The sequence below is a fragment of the Methanoregula sp. genome, assembly GCF_035543475.1.
Lineage (GTDB): Archaea > Halobacteriota > Methanomicrobia > Methanomicrobiales > Methanospirillaceae > Methanoregula.
This window is the reverse complement of record NZ_DATKKA010000006.1, coordinates 74,082-90,679: the sequence shown is the minus strand read 5'-3', so window position 1 is coordinate 90,679 and position 16,598 is coordinate 74,082. Positions and strand designations below refer to the sequence as shown.

The following is a 16,598-nucleotide window of genomic DNA, read 5'->3' as shown; positions in this document are numbered from 1 at the left end:
CGATCGACAGATGCCGCCGCCTCCACGGCGGATCGGGGACAAATAACCTGAAGCGTATTACAAAAAACTTCCTTGCCCCGCCGTGCCCCGGATAGGCCCTGAGGCGCACGAGGCATCGTCCATTTTCACTAAATATCTGAATAAATCTATGAATGGCAATGGCCTGCATCCGGTCCTGAAAGGAGACAGTATGTCGGTTTTATCCGAATGAGATCTCATTTTCTCCACAGTGACATCCGCATCCCAAGCTTTCATCGTGCACGAACAGCCATGTATATCCATGACCGATGCCACGTTTGGCGCAAAGCTCCAGCGCGACGGGAAGACGTACGCGATCCAGACCCGCGTCCCTGCGGGAGTCGTGACCCCGGACGAGCTGGAGACCATTGCCCGGGTTGCAAGGACCTACTCTATCCCGCTCGTGAAGATCACATCAGGCCAGCGTTTCCTCCTTGTCGGAGTGCAGGAAAAAGATATCCCGGCCGTAAGAAAGGCACTGGGCCCGCTTGGGGCCGCATCCATTGCCCCCGGCGTCCGCTATGTCCAGTCCTGCCCGGGCATCTCCTACTGTAAGAACGGCACGCAGGACTCGCTCGCCCTTGCACGGGCGATCTCGGATGAATATGCCGGCAAGGATTTCCCGGCCAAGATCAAGGTTGGTGTCTCCGGCTGCCCGCGGTGCTGCGGGGAGAGCCGGGTCCGGGACGTTGGTATCATGGGGTCTGCCAAGGGGTGGACCGTGTACTTCGGCGGGCACAGCGGGTTTAAGTCCAGCCAGGGTGAGCAGGTCGCGACCGGCCTGACCTCAGATCAGGCGCTTTCCTGCATCCGGTCCCTGCTTGCCTATTACCAGTCCCATGCGGAGCCAAAGGAGCGGTCGTCCCGGTTTCTCGAACGGGTGGGCACGGCCTGGATCGGGGATGTTCAGAAAGAATAGTGTCGCGGGATCCGGTTGGGGATACCCAGTCCTCCTGCCCGGAGTTGCACCCTATAGTGTTATATAGGCAGAAAGATAGTGTAAAAAAGAGAGGCGTTACCGTGGAGGAGGGGACATGTTACTCAAATTAGGGGACAGAAACATTCTGCTGAAATGGACGGATATACTCTTTATATTCGGGGTCACGTTCATCAGCATCTACCTCATCATCCTGAGTATCTTCATGGTTCTGGGTGATACCACCTACTCGCTCACCACGTATATGCTGTCCATTGCCATGATCGGCGCAGCCTGCGCGCTGATCTGGTTTGCCATCACGAATTTCGAGCTGCGGGCACGGGAAGAAAAACTGGTTACCCTCAATGCAAAACTGGACCTCCTCATTGAAAAACTTGAAAAGAAGAAGTAGGCGTGAACAGGGAACATCCGGCCTTTCGTTTTTTCCCCTTAAAAAAAACGTTTTTCTTTCTTACCCGTTGAAATTGTGGTACCGGTAGCAGTTATCGATAAACTCCTGCTTCCGGTGCTCGCTTGCGTTCACCGGGGGTTTCAGGTACCCGACTGCCGGGGTCTGGTGCGCCGGGCAGAACGGGCAGAGAGCAGCATCCACGTCGTTTGCCTTCTCCCGCACCGGGCAGTAATACACCCCATCGATCCGTTCAACCTTATCGCCGCCGGGAAACCGCATCCCCACCGGGTGGCCCGGTTCCTGCCGTACGATCATGCAGTACCCGGCGAGCAGGAATTTCAAAAACCGGAGCCGGAGATCGCCCGGGCCTGCCTTGCACTGGGCGGCCACCATCTCCCAGTAGGAACGTTCATGGGCCGTGACCGGCTCCTTCATCCTCGCAAAAGAGCCCTGCTGCTCCGCGAGCCGGATGTCCTGGTATGTCCCGAGCAGGTGGCCGGTGATTGCCGTTTCAAGTTCTGCCCGGTACTCCGGGGAGATGTCCCGGATCGTGTTCCCGAAGTTTGTCATCATCTGCCGGATATCCCGGGGCGAGTACGCCAGGACCAGGGCAGCGATCTTTTTCCCGAGTTCCCCACGGGTTTTGGCAGATCCAAGATCCCGGCATGCCTCCGCTACCGGGACCGCTGATGCAAAGGTTTCGGAGATGTTTTTTGTCTCTTTGGAAAAAAATGACATGAACGGGGACCGCGTTTTTTACTACAGGGTACATTTTTGGCCCTAAAGAGATTTCTCCACGACAGGTTGGTGCTGTGTAAAAACAGCGTTCTGCAGAAATCCCTTAAAATATATGCGAGCCCCCCTCACGCCAGCCCTGCCCCCGGGGGGGCGGGGGCGTGTGCGATGGAGTCTGTATTACCTGTAGCATAAGGATCTTCAATCGCTCCATCATTACACACAGGAAATACGGCATTAAGAACAAACGGGGGATCCTGCAAGCGTGCAAGGAGCGGAGGCTTGCCGGAGACTTAAAAAGAGCGTTATTCTTTTTTTTGAGGAATTCACCAAGAGCCAAAACAGCGCAATTTCATGCTCTGTCCCTGATACCGGGCTTGTGGTGCAGCGAGATTTTTTATATGCACCACTCCTATAATGGTGCATGGTGTCTGCCATGAGTGAGTGTTTTATTCGCCAGTAAAGTGCGCTTTTTTGATACCACGTTACGGGACGGGGAACAGACCCCGGGTGTATCGTTAAACCCGGACCAGAAATTGGAGATTGCGACCAGGCTTGCAGCCATTGGTGTCGACGTGGTCGAGGCCGGTTCTGCCGCAACGTCCGCCGGGGAGCAGGATGCCATCCGGCTCATCTCGGATGCGGGACTGCCTCTTGAGACCTGCACCTTTGTGCGGGCGGTAAAATCAGACATCGATTATGCCGCGGACAACGGTGCCGACTCCGTGCACCTTGTCATCCCGGTCAGCGACCTGCACATCGAAAAGAAGCTGCGTAAGACCCGCGGGCAGGTTGCGGAGATGGCATGGAGCTCGGTGGAGTACGCGAAGAGCCGGGGACTTATCGTGGAACTCTCGGGTGAGGATGCCTCCCGCGCCGACCAGAGTTTCCTCAAAGAGATCTACACCGGGGGAGTAGAACGCGGGGCCGACCGGCTCTGCTTCTGCGACACGGTGGGGCTTCTCACCCCGGAGAAGATCGCGGCATACATTCCGCCACTGGCCGGGATCGCGCCGCTCTCCATCCACTGCCATGACGATCTCGGCTTTGCCCTTGCTAATACGGTGTCGGCCTTAAAAGCCGGGGCCACCTGCGCCCATACAACGGTCAATGGTCTTGGCGAGCGGGCGGGGAACACCCCCTTCGAGGAGCTCGTGATGGCACTTGAGGTGCTGTACGGGTATCCCACCGGGATCAAAAAGGAGGAGATCTATGCGCTCTCCACGCTCGTCTCGCGTCTCACGGGAGTCCCCCTGCCGGTCAACAAGGCAGTGGTGGGCGAGATGGCGTTCACCCACGAGAGCGGGATCCACGCGCACGGCGTGATCCGTGAACCGGCCACGTATGAGTCCATCCGTCCCGAGCAGATCGGGAGGAAGCGCCGGATCGTTCTCGGGAAGCACTCCGGTTCTGCGTCCGTCGAGGCAGCGCTCAACGAGATGAAGTATTCTCCCAACGAGCAGCAGCTCAAGGCCATCGTGGCAAGGATCAAGGACCTGGGTGATTCCGGGAAGAGGGTGAGCGACTCCGACCTGATGGCCGTGGCCGACACCGTGCTTGCCATGGAGTGCCGGCCCACCATCAAGCTCCGGCAGTTCACGGTGGTCTCGGGGAGCAGCATGATCCCCACCGCGTCGGTCACGCTGGAAGTCAAGGGAAAGGAGATGACCGGGGCTGCCACGGGTGACGGCCCGGTGGATGCTGCCATGCAGGTGCTTGCAAAGTCGGTGGCCGATGTCGGGGACATCCGGCTCGAGGAGTACCACGTGGACGCGATCAGCGGCGGAACAGACGCACTGGTCGAAGTGACCGTAAGGTTAAGTAAAGACGGGAAGATAATTACATCACGCGGTGCACGCACCGATATCATCATGGCGAGCGTCGAAGCGATGATCGCCGGGATGAACAGACTACTCGAGGAACGAACATGAAAACCGGGGCAAAACTCCTCATCGAATCACTGCAGCGCGAGGGTACCGATACACTCTTCGGTTACCCTGGCGGCTCAGTGCTGCCGATCTATGATGAACTCTACGATTCACCATTGCGGCACATCCTGGTACGGCACGAGCAGGCAGCTGCGCATGCCGCCGACGGGTATGCACGCGCGAGCGGCCGTGTAGGGGTATGCCTTGCGACTTCGGGGCCGGGTGCCTGTAACCTGGTCACCGGGATTGCCACGGCCTACATGGACTCGGTCCCGGTGGTGGCAATCACCGGCCAGGTCCCGACCACGATGCTCGGAAACGACGCCTTCCAGGAATCGGACATCCAGGGCATCACGATGCCGATTACCAAGCACAACTACCTGGTAAAGGATACATCGGATATCCCCCGCGTGGTCAAGGAAGCCTTCTACATCGCGGGTACCGGGAGGCAGGGCCCGGTCCTTATCGACCTGCCAAAAGATGTCAATACCCGGTCGGTGAAGGAACCCGTGGTGCCGGAAAAAGTGGTGCTCCGGGGTTACAACCCGACCTACAAGGGGCACAAGCGCCAGATTGACAAGGCGATTGAACTGATCATGGCTGCCGAGCGGCCGCTCATCTACGCCGGCGGCGGTGTGATCTCGTCCAATGCGTCACCGGAGCTTATGGCATTTGTCTCCGCCCATGGCATCCCGGTCACGACGACCCTGATGGGGATCGGGTGTATCCCGTGCGACCACCCGCTCAACCTGGGTATGCTCGGCATGCACGGCACCGAGTACGCGAACTTTGCGGTCACCGAGTGCGATCTGTTGATCGCCATCGGGGCCCGGTTCGATGACCGGGTCACGGGGAAGATCGAGACCTTTGCCCCGCATGCAAAGGTGATCCATATCGATATCGACCCGGCCGAGATCGGGAAGAACAAGCGCGTGGACGTGCCGATCGTGGGCGATACAAAGGCGGTGCTCACGGATATGATCGCGGGGCTTGCGAAAAAGAATGTCTGCGAGGCCTGGCAGAAGCGGATCAGGCACTGGAAACAGCACCACCCCCTCCGGTACGGGAAGGAGAACGGCTGCCTGCACCCGCAGTTCATCCTCCAGCAGATGAACGAGCTCTTGAAAGGCGATGCAGTGATTGTCTCCGAGGTGGGCCAGAACCAGATGTGGACCGCCCAGTATTTCTGCTTCCGCCACCCCCGCACCTGGATAACGTCGGGAGGCCTGGGCACGATGGGCTATGGCTTTCCCGCCGCGATCGGTGCGCACTTTGCCCGGCCCGATGTGCCGGTCTTTGACGTGGCCGGCGACGGGAGCATCCAGATGAACATCCAGGAGATGGGCACGGCAGCGCAGTACAATATCCCGGTGAAGATCGCGATCCTCAACAACATGTACCTCGGGATGGTGCGCCAGTGGCAGGAGCTCTTCTACGACCGGCGCTATTCCTACACGGAACTTCCGCCGGTGGAGTTTGTGAAGATTGCCCAGGCCTACGGGATCGAGGGGATCAAGGTGGAGTCCTGCGATGAGGTGATGCCGGCCTTAAAAGCCGCGGTGGACCATGACGGTCCGTTCGTGCTGGACTTCCGGATCGAGCGGGAGGAGAATGTCTTTCCCATGGTGCCGGCCGGGGCTGCCATCAACGAAATGATCGGGGGGCATCCGCCATCATGAAAGCGCACACGTTATCCATTCTCGTGGAGAACAAGGCCGGGGTCCTCTCCCGGGTCACCGGCCTCTTCTCCCGGCGCGGCTTTAACATCGAAAGCCTTGCGGTCGGGACCTGCGAGGAGCCGGACATGAGCCGGATCACGATCGTGGTGATCGGTGACGATGCACAGGTCGAGCAGGTGATGAAACAGCTCAACAAGCTCATCGATGTGATCAAGGTCTCGGACCTGACCGACAGCGAGCGGGTGGAACGGGAGCTTGCCATGTTCAAGGTGACCGCGGATCAGGGAACCACCCGGGCAGAGATCATGCAGATCGCGACCATCTTCCGGGCCCAGATCGTGGACGTGGGCGCAAAGTCCGTGATCCTCCAGATTGTCGGTGACACGGACAAGATCGATGCTATGGAAAAACTGCTCCGACAGTTCGGGATCAAGGAACTGATCCGGACAGGCCGGATCGGGATCATGCGCGGCACGAAAACCGTGACGAGCAGTAAATAATTCTCTTTTTTGTGCTTTGTAAAATCCTAAAAGAGGTATGATCGATCTTCGTGAGCTGCCGCCCCCGCCGCGTGGGCATTCCCTGCGTAGCGATGATGCCGTATTACCAGTACTCTGGGCAGCTCCGGATTCAGGTAATACCCACGCCATCGCCCCCGCCCCCTCGGGGGCAGGGCTGGCGTGAGGGGGGCAGATAGTTTTGCAAAAATCCTTTGGCAGAGCACTTTCTCTCTTTTCGTGCATGATCGACTATAAAAGACAGGTAATGCAAAAAAGCGAGATTGTTTTTGAAAATTATTTCTCAATCAGGGAAAATCTGTAAAAAAAGGGAGAAATGTCAGAGATACAGCATCAGTATCAGCATGACGCCGGTAATGAGGGTGAGCACGATCGCCACCGGCGCAACCTTGCGGACCACCTCGCCTTCTATGCCGATCTTGTCCACGACCGCCGCGGCATTGATGATCTTTGCCACCGCGATACCGGACGCGATACCGCCGGCCACCATGTGGGCTGCGTAGACCTTGATAAAGTCAAGGTTGAGCATGGACGACGACTGCTTGAGGATCCCGTAGAACATCACGTTCGAGGAGGTCTCACTTCCCGAGACAAAGCCGCCGAAGAGACCCAGCGAGGGGCTGATCAGCGGGAAGGCAATGCCAAAGGCAAGTGCAAGCACCGTACCGATCACGATGTTCATGTTGAAGCCGGAAGCACCGGGTGCAAACGCGAGCGCACCGTTGATCGTCGACTTCCCCGACCAGTCCATCACGTAGGCAATGGCAAAGAAGACCATGGCGGCAAGGGTCGGGCTCCACGCACGCCTCATCCAGAGCGATGTGATCTTGGTAAACTCTTCCTTTGACCTGACCAGGAGAGGAATAGTGATCACCGTGCTCACCAGCACCCAGAAGTATGCCTGCGTGAGGAGTTTGAGGTTCACGATCTGGTCAGCGAGGACCGGGATCTTCTGGTAATTGCCCAGCATCGAGAGCAGATTTCCCTGGATAATGGGAATACTGATGATTACGCAGAAGATCACAAGCACGATCCAGGGCATCGAGGCCTTCCAGAGCGGCATCAGGTGTTTGCGCTCCTCCTTTGCCTCGGCAATGGTCGCGGGTTCGGAGACGTCAAGAGGCCTGCCCCGGAGCTTCCGCATCAGGAGAAGGACGATCACGGTCACCAGGCCCGAGAAGACTCCCACAAGGCCGATGGCCGGCGCCGGGAGAATATGGACAAAGAGAATCGAACATAACCCGAGCGTGACCCCGGCCACAAGGGCGGTTGCAAATCCCTTCTTAACACCGGCAAAACCGTCGGCAACCCAGAGCATGGCAAGCGAGATCCCGGTTGTTATCACCGGCAGGAACCACGCGACCGTGATCCCCAACGTGCTTACGTTCAGTCCGAAGGCCGAGGCCGGCAGCGTGATCGGAACCGCGAGAAGCGAGAACGAGGTGAGCGGGTCATAGCCCATACAGGGCAGGGCAACTGCCGCAAGGGGCGAGAACCCGAGGGCGAGCATGATCGGCGGGAGCATGGTCACCGGGGTGGCGCCGATCGAGACAAGGAATGTCCCAAAGCCCACGTTCAGCATCATGATCTGCTCGTACCGCTCCGCGGCAACGGTCTTGACATACGCCGTGATGCTCTTGATTGCACCGGTTACGTCCATCATGGTGACCTGCAGGATGGTGAATAGCACCATCAGGGAGATCCCAAATGACGAGAGCACACCGTACCACGATGCAGCGAGCGCAACGGGAATGCTGGTCTGGAAGAAGACGACCGCAATAATTACTGTCAGAATCCATCCAAGGATCCCCATCAGTGTCCCGGACTGGCGGAAAAAGACCAGTCCGATAAAGATGAGGAGAATGGGCAGGATGGCCAGAATAAACTGAATGATAAGGTCCACTTTGATCTACCCTCCGGGGTATGAAAGATGTGTCTGCCATGTTATAGCATAACACTATCGTTTTGATCCTGCCCGGCAAAGGGCGGAGATTGCGTATCTGCCCGGACCGTATCCTGCCGGAAAGATTTTAACGTGAGTTCTATATGATCCGCCCGCAAACATTTGAGGCAGTGAAGACTGCAATCCTTGGGGGCGGCCTGTCCGGCCTGACGCTGGCCCGGCTCCTGTACAAGCAGGGCGCGGACATCGTGGTCCTCGAAGCAGAACCGGTCTATGGCGGGCTCTGCCGGTCCCGCACGAAGGATGGTTTTACCTTTGATACCGGTGGCTCGCACATCATCTTTTCGCGGGACACCGAGGTTCTCTCGTTCATGCGGGAGATGATCGCGGGCAACATGCAGGAGAATGCCCGGAACACGAAGATCTTCTACAAGGACCGGTACGTGAAGTACCCCTTCGAGAACGGCCTTGCGGACCTCCCGGCGGAGGACCGGTTCTTCTGCATCTCCGAGTTTGTCAAAACCCTCCTTTCCGTGGAGAAAGGCGAAGTGGCACCTCCCGAGACTTTCCGTGACTGGATCTATTACACGTTCGGGAAAGGGATTGCCGAATGCTACATGGTGCCGTATAACGAGAAGATCTGGAAGTATCCCACGCATCACATGTCCCTGCACTGGGTAGACGGGCGTATTCCCCGGCCGCCGGTCGACGATGTGATCAAGTCAGCCATCGGTATTCCCACGGAAGGTTATACCCACCAGTCGGTCTTCAGTTACCCGCTGGACGGCGGGATCGAGGCACTCGTAAAGGCGATCGCCCGACCGGTAGAACCCTTCATCCGGACAGGTTTTGTCGTCCGCTCGATCCGGAAGAAGGGTAAGGCATGGCTGATCAGCGATGGCAAAGAGACGATCGAGGCGGACCGGATCATCTCCACCATCCCGGTCCAGCACCTCCTCGCTGCCCTCGAGGGGGTGCCGGAGGACGTGAGGAAGGCCTGCGGTGCGCTCACGTACAACTCGCTTGTCTGTGTCAATATCGGGGTCCGGGGGACAGTCCCGGACTACTCGTGGCTCTATATCCCCGACCCGGTGCTCGGGAAGACCAACCGGGTCTCGTTTCCCTCGCAGTACAGCCGGCACGTGGCCCCGGAGGGCTGCAGCGCGATCCTTGCCGAGATCACGTACCAGCCCGGTGATCCCGTGGCGCAGATGAGTGACAATGATCTTCTCGCCGAGGTAACCACGACCCTGGGAACCATGGGCCTTGTCACCCCGGACCGGATCATCTTCTCCTCCGTGGAACGCCAGCCGTTTGCCTACGTGGTGTACGACCGGGACTACCAGAAGAATATTGCCATTGTCCGTGATTACTGCGCATCGATCGGGATCCCGCTCGTGGGCCGGTTTGCGCAGTTCGAGTACCTCAACATGGACGGGTGCATCCGGAGCGTGCTGGATTTCGTGCAGGCGCACCCGGCATAGGCTGGATGCGGCAGCACCCTTATTATTACGCGAACCCAAAAAAAGTACAGGAGTTTTTTGCCCCGCATGATCTCGGTCATCGTCCCCTCCTTTAATGAAGAGGAGAACATTGCCCAGTGCCTTGTATCGCTCTCGCACCAGACCCTTGCCCGGAGCGAGTACGAGGTCATCGTGGTAGATGGAGGCTCAACGGACAAGACCTGCGAGATCGCCCGGAAGTACGCCGACATGGTCTTTGTCCAGACCAGCAGGAAGGTCGGTGGCGCCCGGAACGACGGCGTGATGGCGGCAAAAGGCGAGATCATCGCCTCTACCGATGCCGACTGCATCCTCCCCCCCGACTGGGTGGAGCGCGTACAGACGGACTTTTCCGATCCTGCAGTAGTCCAGCTGTACGGGCCGGTGTACCCTATCGAGGACACGCTCGGGAACCACTTCTCGCTCCTCCTTGCAAACACCTTCTCCCGGATCGGGTATTACAGCCGCACCTTCTATTACACGCTCGGCTGCAACACGGCGTTCAGGAAGGATGCCTTCCTCCGGGCCGGCATGTACCGCTGCATCGATGCCGGGGACGACCTTGAGATCGCGATGCGCATGAAGGACCAGGGGAAGATCCGGTTCGACGGGAAACTTAAGGTCGGCTTTTCCATGCGCCGGTACCAGCAGTACGGCACGTTCAAGTCCCTGTACGAGTGGCTCTATATCGTCGGGCATGGCGGGGAGTCCCAGAAGTATGCCTATTCCCAGAAAAAATACAACAAGTGATCCTGACCCGGGAGATGTATGACCAGGCCAGGGAAGGATCGTAACGAACCTGCACCGGTCTCTGTTGCTGACCGGATTACCGAGTTCGAGGAGAGCGGGTTTGGCCGGCTCCTGGGGCTGCACATCACCGAGGCCCGGGACGGCTATGCCCGGGTCGAGATGGACTGCGAGGGCAAGTGCAATCCCCATGGCGTTGCCCACGGGGGGGCGATCTTTGCGCTCGCCGACCATGCGTTCGGGATCGCCTCCAACTGCGGGAACGTCCATCGCACCGCGGTCTCCGTCCACATCCAGTATGTCGCCCCGGCAAAGGGAAGGCTCGTGGCGGTGGCCGAGCGCGTGGGATCGAATGGTACCTGCGAGACGCACCGCGTCACCGTGTACGAGGGCGAACGGATCATTGCCGTCTTCGATGGTGTGGCGTTCCGGGTCTCCCCGTAGTTCCTGCAGGGGACCTTCCTTTCCCTGCGGCAACCTATCCTTTTATCGCTCTTTGGCATCCCATATTCCCGTATGACTGCTGAAAAGGATGCGGTGGCCACAGTCGCCGGGCTCATGGCGCTTGCGGCCCGGACAGCGCCCAAGGCAAAGGGGCAGGACGAGATCATCATCACGGTGCTCTCCGCTGCTCAGAAAAAGAAAGTCGCTAAGGCGATGGAAGAGTTTGGCACGAAAAACGGTGTCGGCTTTTTCCTGCGCGATGCGGGCAATGTCGCTGCAAGCGATGCCTGCATCGTGATCGGCGCCCGGGGCAGGGTCTTTGTCGGGATCAACTGCGGGGCCTGCGGGTACCCCTCCTGTGCGGCCTTTGCAAAGGCAGCAGGTGCGGTAAAGAAGCAGACCACGCCGTTTGCCGGCCCGAACTGCGCGGTGAGGATGGCGGACCTCGGGATCGCGGTCGGCTCCGCGGCCAAGACCGCCCAGATCCACAACGTGGACAACCGGGTTATGTACTCGGCCGGGTCAATCGCAATGGCCCTTGGGTTCCTCGGGAAGGACTGCACGGCGGCCTACGCGATCCCGCTCTCGGCATCGGGAAAGAGCATCTACTTTGACCGGCCGTCACCGAAATAAGGAACCTTTTTTTTGGGATTTGCGCGGGGGCAGATCTCCGATCACCTTTGCATCGCCTTTCTTTTAATCCGGGAGCACAGATCCTATCAGAAGGATTTCCCATGTACACCATTGTCCTGCTTCGTCACGGTGAGAGTACCTGGAACCGGGAGAACCGGTTCACCGGCTGGACCGATGTCGACCTGTCAGAGAAAGGAAGGGAGGAGGCAGCGCGGTCTGCCCGCCTGATTGCGGAGGCCGGTCTCTCGTTTGATCTCTGCTATACCTCCATGCTCCGCCGTGCAATCCGGACCCTCTGGATCGTCCTCGACAAAATGGACCTGATGTACCTTCCGGTCCACCACTCGTGGCGGCTCAACGAGCGCCATTACGGTGCCCTCCAGGGGCTGGACAAGCGCGAGACCACCGAGAAGTATGGGAAAGAACAGGTTTTGCTCTGGCGGCGGGGGTATGCCGTACGGCCCCCGGCACTTGCCGACAGCGATCCCCGCCATCCCCGGTTCGATCCCCGGTATACCGGCATGGGGCCGGAGGCGCTGCCGGCCACCGAATCGCTCGCGGATACGCTTGCCCGGGTGGTACCGTACTGGGAGGGGACCATTGCCCCGGCCGTACGGGAGAAAAAGCGGATCCTTGTCGCGGCCCACGGGAACAGCATCCGTGCGCTGGTCAAGTACCTCGACCACGTGCCCGATGACGAGATCACCGGGCTCAACATCCCGACCGGTTTCCCCCTTGTGTACGAGCTCGACGACCACCTGCACCCGATCCGCCATTACTATCTCGGTGACGCCGAAGAAATCCGGCTGGCGACCGCCTCGGTGGCGGACCAGGCCTCCGCAAAGAAATAGGCGGGTGACGTGATTTTTATGACCGGTATCTTCAAGGCGTACGATGTCCGTGGTGCATACCCGGTCGAACTGGACGAGACTGTTGCCGAAAAGATCGGCGCTGCTTTTGCATGCCTCCTCGACCGCGGGGAGATTGCGGTTGGCCGGGACTGCCGCCCCTCATCACCGGCGCTTGCAGCCGCGTTTATCCGGGGATATACCGGGGCAGGGGGGGCCGTCACCGATTTTGGCATGACAAGTTCCCCTCTCCTCTACTATGCCACCATCAAAGGGAAATTTCATGGCAGCGCAATGGTGACCGCCTCCCACCTCCCCCCGGCAACAAATGGCATCAAACTCTCAAGGGAACATGCTATCCCTCTTTCCGGTAATGAGGGGTTGCCGGTGCTCCAGCGCATGGTTGGAGAAATGCACGAGGGCGCACATCCCGTCCAATCTCCCGGCCCGTACCGGACCGGGGATATGAGGGACGAGTACCTTGCCATGGTAGCCCGCTCCGTCAATAATCCGCGTCCCCTCAGGATTGCAATCGATGCCGGCGACGGCATGGCAGGTCCGGAGATCCCGCGGCTGTTTTCTTTCCTTCCGATCCTTGTACCCCTGGCAATCAACCTCCAGCCTGACGAGCGGTTCCCCCATCACGGCCCAAATCCGTTCCTCTCTTCCGCAACGGATGATCTTACAACCCTTGTCCGTGACGGCAAGGCAGATTTCGGAGTTGCATTTGATGGCGATGCAGACCGGTGCATCTTTGTGGACGAAAAGGGGGAACGTATCCCGGCTGACCTTGTCACTGCCCTAATCGCAGAAGCGTTCCTTGTACATTCACCGGGCGCGACCTTTCTCTATGACCTGCGTTCGAGCCGGGTAGTTGCCGAAACCATCACCCGCCTTGGCGGGCGGGCGGTGCGCTGCCGGGTGGGCCATGCATTCATTAAGGAGCAGATGCGGCAGGAGAACGCCCTTTTTGCCGGCGAGCTTTCGGGCCATTATTACTTCCGGGAGACGGGGTTCTGCGACAACGGCATCTTTGTCATGGCCCAGATGGTAAACCTCCTGTCGATAAAAGATCAGCCGCTCTCTCAGCTCATCGCACCGCTCAAAAAATACTCTTCCACCGGCGAGATCAATATCCGGACCGACCGGTGGGAAGCCATCACCGCTGCTCTCCGGGCTGTGTTTCGCGATGCAGGCACCGATGTTCTTGATGGCCTGACCATGGAATACCCGTCATGGTGGTTCAACCTGCGCCCGTCCAATACTGAGCCGGTTGTCCGGCTCAATCTTGAGGCCGGCACAAAAACTGCAAGGGACGAGAGGCTCAACGCTGTCCTTGAAGTGATACGGGATACGGACCCGTCAATGGAAATAGAACCGGGATAGGCAGGAGAAGGCTGATCCGGCGCGCCGCCCTTATACAACCGGCTTGTACCACCGTTTATCCTCTGTCGGGGTATAAAGCCGGCGGGAACATTTCTTTTCCGGCATGGTTATGATGGTCCGGCATCACCGTCCTGCACCGGGAGAAGTACCGAAACCTTTTCGTGCCGGGAGGGATCATAACCACTGACAGACCATGCCAGTGATGATGATACGTGGCGGCGATCTCGATCTCGTGGAATACGAATTCCGGACCTTCCTCCCGGGTGAGATTGTAAAAACGCTCGGCCTTGAGAAGAACACCTACAAGCTCCGGCCCAAAAAGGGTAAGGTTGTGGTCAGGGCCCCGGCCCGGATCCACCTCACGGTCCTTGACATGAACCGGTTTGCCCCGGACCATGCCGGCGGCGGGGGTGTCGGCTTTGCGATCCAGTGCTACTGCACTGCCGAGGTCGAGTGCACCCGGCAGGGCCTGACCATAGACTACAACCGGTCGGCTATCATCGAGAATTTCGTGGCGGTCTTCACTAAGGCCGTCGGTTACACCGGCGGATTTTCGATCAAGGCGGTTGACCACGAGCGCAAGCACGTGGGGCTCGGATCAACGAGCACGGTGATGATCGCGGTGGCGACGGCCTTAAACGAGGCGGTCGGTAACCCGCTCACGAACGCGGAGCTGCGCTCGCTCATCGGGCACAATTACGTGGAGGAGACAGCCGACGGGACCATCGCGTTTGGCTTCGAGACCGGCGTTGGTCCGGCGGCGAGTACCCATGGCGGCATGGCAGTGATGGGCGACGAACTCGTGCTCGTGTACCACCACCCGTTTGCCGAAGGAAAAAACGTCTTTATCGTGGTCCCCCCGACCGACATCTCCTCTGCCGGCACAAAAGAGTTCGATCTCCTCATGAACCGGGCACGGACGCTGGATTACCGGGACCGGGAACTCAAGGCATACCTGTTCCTGATGGACCTTGTCCCGGCGCTCGAACGGCATGACTTAAAAAAGATCGGGGATGTCATCTGGGAGATCGAGTTCCGCGGCTCAAAGCGGGCCGAAGTGGAGCACCACAGCTACCGGATCTACCAGTACATGAGCACGCTCCGCGAGGCCGGCCTCGAGTTCGTGGGCATGAGCTCGGTGGGGCCGTCGATTGCGGTTGTCACGGACAAGAGCAAAAAAGAGATCCAGAAGATCCTCTCGCCCCTTGGCCTCTCCATTGCGATTGCCACGAAAGTGGACAACAACGGTATGACCATCACCTGCGAAAAATAAGTTCCTCTCTTTTTTTGCACCCTGCCGGAAACGTTTTTTCGTCAGTCTTCCTTCTTCTGCTGCCGGCACGAGGAGATGATGCCGATAACGAGTAACAGGATCGTGACCGCCATGGTCGCAGCCGCGAGAATGATCAGGATACTCATGTTCTGATGCACGATGGGGACACGGCCCAGGTAAAAGCCTGCCATCACGACGGCCAGGGTCCAGGCCACCGCACCGAGCACGTTGTAGAACAGGAACCGGTGGTACTCCATGTTCCCGACACCGGCAAGGAAGGGCGCAAACGACCGTACAACCGGCACGAACCGGGCCGCGAAGATCGTGGTCCCGCCGTACTTTTCGTAGAACGCATAGGTATCGTCCAGGTACTCTTTTTTGATCAGGTTCGGGAATCGCTCCCGGAAGACGTGGAGCCCGATATAACTGCCCAGCCAGTAGTTGACGGTATCTCCAAGAACGGCTCCCAGGATAAAGGCCGCAAGGAGGAGGTGGAGGTTGAGGATCCCGCCGGCGGCAAGAACCCCGGAGACAAAGAGCAGGGAGTCGCCGGGCAAAAAGGGCATAATGACGAGGCCGGTCTCAAAGAAGATGATGGCAAAGAGGATCAGGTAGGTCCAGAGACCGTAGCTGTGCACGACACCGGCAAGATGCTGATCGAGATGGAAGATCAGATCGACGAGCGGCTCCATCATGGATAGTACAGATATGGGGTAACCTGCCTATATCAACCTGAGGTACCACGGTCGGGAAGGCTTTAACAAAAGAACATACCACTGTATCATATCCTATGTTTCCGATTGCCCGGATATCCTGCGTGCTCCTCTGCCTTGCGTTCCTCTCCTGCGTCCCGGCGGCTGCATTTACGGCGGACTCCCTTGCCATTACGGTAAAAGCAAACGGCGATGCCACCGCGGATTTCCACTTCACGCTCCAGGGTGTTATCGAGAACGCGATCCCGGTCTCGGTGCTCCAGGACCAGGTGACCCGGGGCCTTGCTACCAGTAACGAACCCCCTCAGGTGCTCTCGTTCTCCACCTCCGAGGCTGTCCTGCTCCTGAAGGACTTTGCCGATACCAGTGCCGTGCCAACCGGGACGGAATACCGGACAGCGTCGATGAACTTTACCAATGCACAGGCTGCACTCCGGAATTCCGCGGTGAGCAGCGTGATCTCCGCGGACTTCACACCCCGGATCACTACGGTGACCTTCCCGGACGGGTACTCCCGGGAGTTTGACGATTCATCGCTCCTGCCCGGTATCGATCATATCGTAGTCAACCCGGCACAGGCCGGATCTGCCTCCGCTGCCGGGTCAACCGGGGCCATTGAGGTGAATTCCTCGCCGGAACATGTGCAGGTGTTCATCGATTCGGTCTATGCGGGTGACAGCCCGTACACCTTTACCGGCATTTCCCCCGGGGTACACCAGGTCCGGCTTGAGGCCGACAATTTCCTTCCCTTTTCCGGGAATGTCACGGTGACTGCCGGCCAGACCGCACGGGTGGTGGAGAGCCTGGAACTCGCTGCCCCCCCGACGCCACGGTCGCCTGCCCCGGGTGCCGGTGAAGTACTGGGAGTCCTCGTTATGGCCCTGGGTTGTTTTGCGTTCCTGCGCCGCAGGTAACTCACTTTTTTCCGGTGCCGGATGACCGT

16 protein-coding genes are annotated in these 16,598 nt (G+C 58.8%); 13 read left to right on the top strand and 3 right to left on the bottom strand.

All coding sequences use genetic code 11. From position 1 onward, the window contains the following. Window positions 1-280 precede the first annotated feature (280 nt). Both VMS83_RS01915 and VMS83_RS01910 read left to right on the top strand, forming a co-directional pair. A complete protein-coding gene (locus VMS83_RS01915; protein WP_325409319.1) occupies window positions 281-937 on the top strand; it encodes an NAD(P)/FAD-dependent oxidoreductase in 657 nt (218 codons plus the stop codon). Window positions 938-1,052: 115 nt separating this feature from the next. Continuing rightward, window positions 1,053-1,346: a hypothetical protein gene (locus VMS83_RS01910; RefSeq protein ID WP_325409317.1), complete on the top strand. Its 294-nt coding sequence runs from the start codon at window positions 1,053-1,055 to the stop codon at window positions 1,344-1,346. Window positions 1,347-1,406: 60 nt separating this feature from the next. Here the strand turns inward: VMS83_RS01910 and VMS83_RS01905 are convergent, their stop codons facing one another. Next, the gene (locus tag VMS83_RS01905) at window positions 1,407-2,084 is read right to left on the bottom strand and encodes a DUF2115 domain-containing protein (protein WP_325409315.1); all 678 of its coding nucleotides are present in this window, start codon (window positions 2,082-2,084) and stop codon (window positions 1,407-1,409) included. 437 nt (window positions 2,085-2,521) lie between these two features. Here VMS83_RS01905 and VMS83_RS01900 point away from each other — a divergent pair, with 437 nt between their 5' ends. Genes VMS83_RS01900 through ilvN form a run of 3 tightly spaced genes read left to right on the top strand, consistent with a single transcriptional unit; the run spans window position 2,522 to window position 6,188 of the window. Beyond that, window positions 2,522-4,012, top strand: a complete 1,491-nt coding sequence (locus VMS83_RS01900) for a 2-isopropylmalate synthase (protein ID WP_325409313.1) — start codon at window positions 2,522-2,524, stop codon at window positions 4,010-4,012. After that, the gene (gene ilvB, locus VMS83_RS01895) at window positions 4,009-5,688 is read left to right on the top strand and encodes a biosynthetic-type acetolactate synthase large subunit (RefSeq protein ID WP_325409312.1); all 1,680 of its coding nucleotides are present in this window, start codon (window positions 4,009-4,011) and stop codon (window positions 5,686-5,688) included. The genes VMS83_RS01900 and ilvB overlap by 4 nt, the downstream gene beginning before the upstream one ends. Continuing rightward, window positions 5,685-6,188: an acetolactate synthase small subunit gene (gene ilvN / locus VMS83_RS01890; protein WP_325409311.1), complete on the top strand. Its 504-nt coding sequence runs from the start codon at window positions 5,685-5,687 to the stop codon at window positions 6,186-6,188. Before ilvB ends, ilvN begins: the two co-directional genes overlap by 4 nt. A 337-nt stretch (window positions 6,189-6,525) precedes the next feature. Here the strand turns inward: ilvN and VMS83_RS01885 are convergent, their stop codons facing one another. Beyond that, window positions 6,526-8,109 (bottom strand): L-lactate permease, encoded by a 1,584-nt coding sequence (locus tag VMS83_RS01885; RefSeq protein WP_325409309.1) that lies wholly within the window; start codon window positions 8,107-8,109, stop codon window positions 6,526-6,528. Between the two features lie 143 nt (window positions 8,110-8,252). Here VMS83_RS01885 and VMS83_RS01880 point away from each other — a divergent pair, with 143 nt between their 5' ends. The 7 genes from VMS83_RS01880 to VMS83_RS01850 all read left to right on the top strand — a co-directional run bounded on the left by VMS83_RS01880 (window position 8,253) and on the right by VMS83_RS01850 (window position 14,942). Then, entirely contained in the window at window positions 8,253-9,593 is a 1,341-nt protein-coding gene (locus tag VMS83_RS01880; protein ID WP_325409307.1) for a protoporphyrinogen/coproporphyrinogen oxidase, read from the top strand. A gap of 66 nt (window positions 9,594-9,659) precedes the next feature. Beyond that, a complete protein-coding gene (locus tag VMS83_RS01875; RefSeq protein ID WP_325409305.1) occupies window positions 9,660-10,361 on the top strand; it encodes a glycosyltransferase in 702 nt (233 codons plus the stop codon). 18 nt (window positions 10,362-10,379) lie between these two features. After that, a complete protein-coding gene (locus VMS83_RS01870) occupies window positions 10,380-10,802 on the top strand; it encodes a hotdog fold thioesterase (RefSeq protein ID WP_325409303.1) in 423 nt (140 codons plus the stop codon). A 72-nt stretch (window positions 10,803-10,874) separates the two neighbouring features. Continuing rightward, window positions 10,875-11,435, top strand: coding sequence for a ferredoxin domain-containing protein (locus VMS83_RS01865; protein ID WP_325409301.1), 561 nt, complete (start codon window positions 10,875-10,877; stop codon window positions 11,433-11,435). Window positions 11,436-11,536: 101 nt separating this feature from the next. Then, complete coding sequence (gpmA, locus tag VMS83_RS01860; RefSeq protein WP_325409299.1) at window positions 11,537-12,286, top strand: 2,3-diphosphoglycerate-dependent phosphoglycerate mutase; 750 nt, start codon at window positions 11,537-11,539, stop codon at window positions 12,284-12,286. An 18-nt stretch (window positions 12,287-12,304) separates the two neighbouring features. Further along, on the top strand, window positions 12,305-13,669 hold the full coding sequence (locus VMS83_RS01855; RefSeq protein WP_325409297.1) for a phosphomannomutase/phosphoglucomutase: 1,365 nt from the start codon (window positions 12,305-12,307) through the stop codon (window positions 13,667-13,669). Window positions 13,670-13,862: 193 nt separating this feature from the next. After that, window positions 13,863-14,942, top strand: coding sequence for a GHMP kinase (locus VMS83_RS01850; protein ID WP_325409295.1), 1,080 nt, complete (start codon window positions 13,863-13,865; stop codon window positions 14,940-14,942). A gap of 41 nt (window positions 14,943-14,983) precedes the next feature. Here VMS83_RS01850 and VMS83_RS01845 read toward each other — a convergent pair whose 3' ends face one another. Next, on the bottom strand, window positions 14,984-15,637 hold the full coding sequence (locus tag VMS83_RS01845) for a VTT domain-containing protein (RefSeq protein ID WP_325409293.1): 654 nt from the start codon (window positions 15,635-15,637) through the stop codon (window positions 14,984-14,986). A 95-nt stretch (window positions 15,638-15,732) separates the two neighbouring features. On the opposite strand from VMS83_RS01845, the gene VMS83_RS01840 reads away from it, so the two are divergent. Further along, the gene (locus VMS83_RS01840; RefSeq protein ID WP_325409291.1) at window positions 15,733-16,569 is read left to right on the top strand and encodes a PEGA domain-containing protein; all 837 of its coding nucleotides are present in this window, start codon (window positions 15,733-15,735) and stop codon (window positions 16,567-16,569) included. Window positions 16,570-16,598: the final 29 nt, after the last annotated feature.

Excerpts from the sequence above, each read along its gene's own strand:
- VMS83_RS01840 (WP_325409291.1), top strand. The coding sequence starts at position 15,733 with ATGTTTCCGATTGCCCGGATATCCTGCGTGCTCCTCTGCCTTGCGTTC.
- VMS83_RS01850 (WP_325409295.1), top strand. The coding sequence starts at position 13,863 with ATGCCAGTGATGATGATACGTGGCGGCGATCTCGATCTCGTGGAATAC.
- gpmA (WP_325409299.1), top strand. The coding sequence starts at position 11,537 with ATGTACACCATTGTCCTGCTTCGTCACGGTGAGAGTACCTGGAACCGG.
- ilvB (WP_325409312.1), top strand. The coding sequence starts at position 4,009 with ATGAAAACCGGGGCAAAACTCCTCATCGAATCACTGCAGCGCGAGGGT.
- ilvN (WP_325409311.1), top strand. The coding sequence starts at position 5,685 with ATGAAAGCGCACACGTTATCCATTCTCGTGGAGAACAAGGCCGGGGTC.
- VMS83_RS01880 (WP_325409307.1), top strand. The coding sequence starts at position 8,253 with ATGATCCGCCCGCAAACATTTGAGGCAGTGAAGACTGCAATCCTTGGG.
- VMS83_RS01845 (WP_325409293.1), bottom strand. The coding sequence starts at position 15,637 with ATGATGGAGCCGCTCGTCGATCTGATCTTCCATCTCGATCAGCATCTT.
- VMS83_RS01865 (WP_325409301.1), top strand. The coding sequence starts at position 10,875 with ATGACTGCTGAAAAGGATGCGGTGGCCACAGTCGCCGGGCTCATGGCG.
- VMS83_RS01870 (WP_325409303.1), top strand. The coding sequence starts at position 10,380 with ATGACCAGGCCAGGGAAGGATCGTAACGAACCTGCACCGGTCTCTGTT.
- VMS83_RS01855 (WP_325409297.1), top strand. The coding sequence starts at position 12,305 with ATGACCGGTATCTTCAAGGCGTACGATGTCCGTGGTGCATACCCGGTC.
- VMS83_RS01915 (WP_325409319.1), top strand. The coding sequence starts at position 281 with ATGACCGATGCCACGTTTGGCGCAAAGCTCCAGCGCGACGGGAAGACG.
- VMS83_RS01905 (WP_325409315.1), bottom strand. The coding sequence starts at position 2,084 with ATGTCATTTTTTTCCAAAGAGACAAAAAACATCTCCGAAACCTTTGCA.
- VMS83_RS01910 (WP_325409317.1), top strand. The coding sequence starts at position 1,053 with ATGTTACTCAAATTAGGGGACAGAAACATTCTGCTGAAATGGACGGAT.
- VMS83_RS01875 (WP_325409305.1), top strand. The coding sequence starts at position 9,660 with ATGATCTCGGTCATCGTCCCCTCCTTTAATGAAGAGGAGAACATTGCC.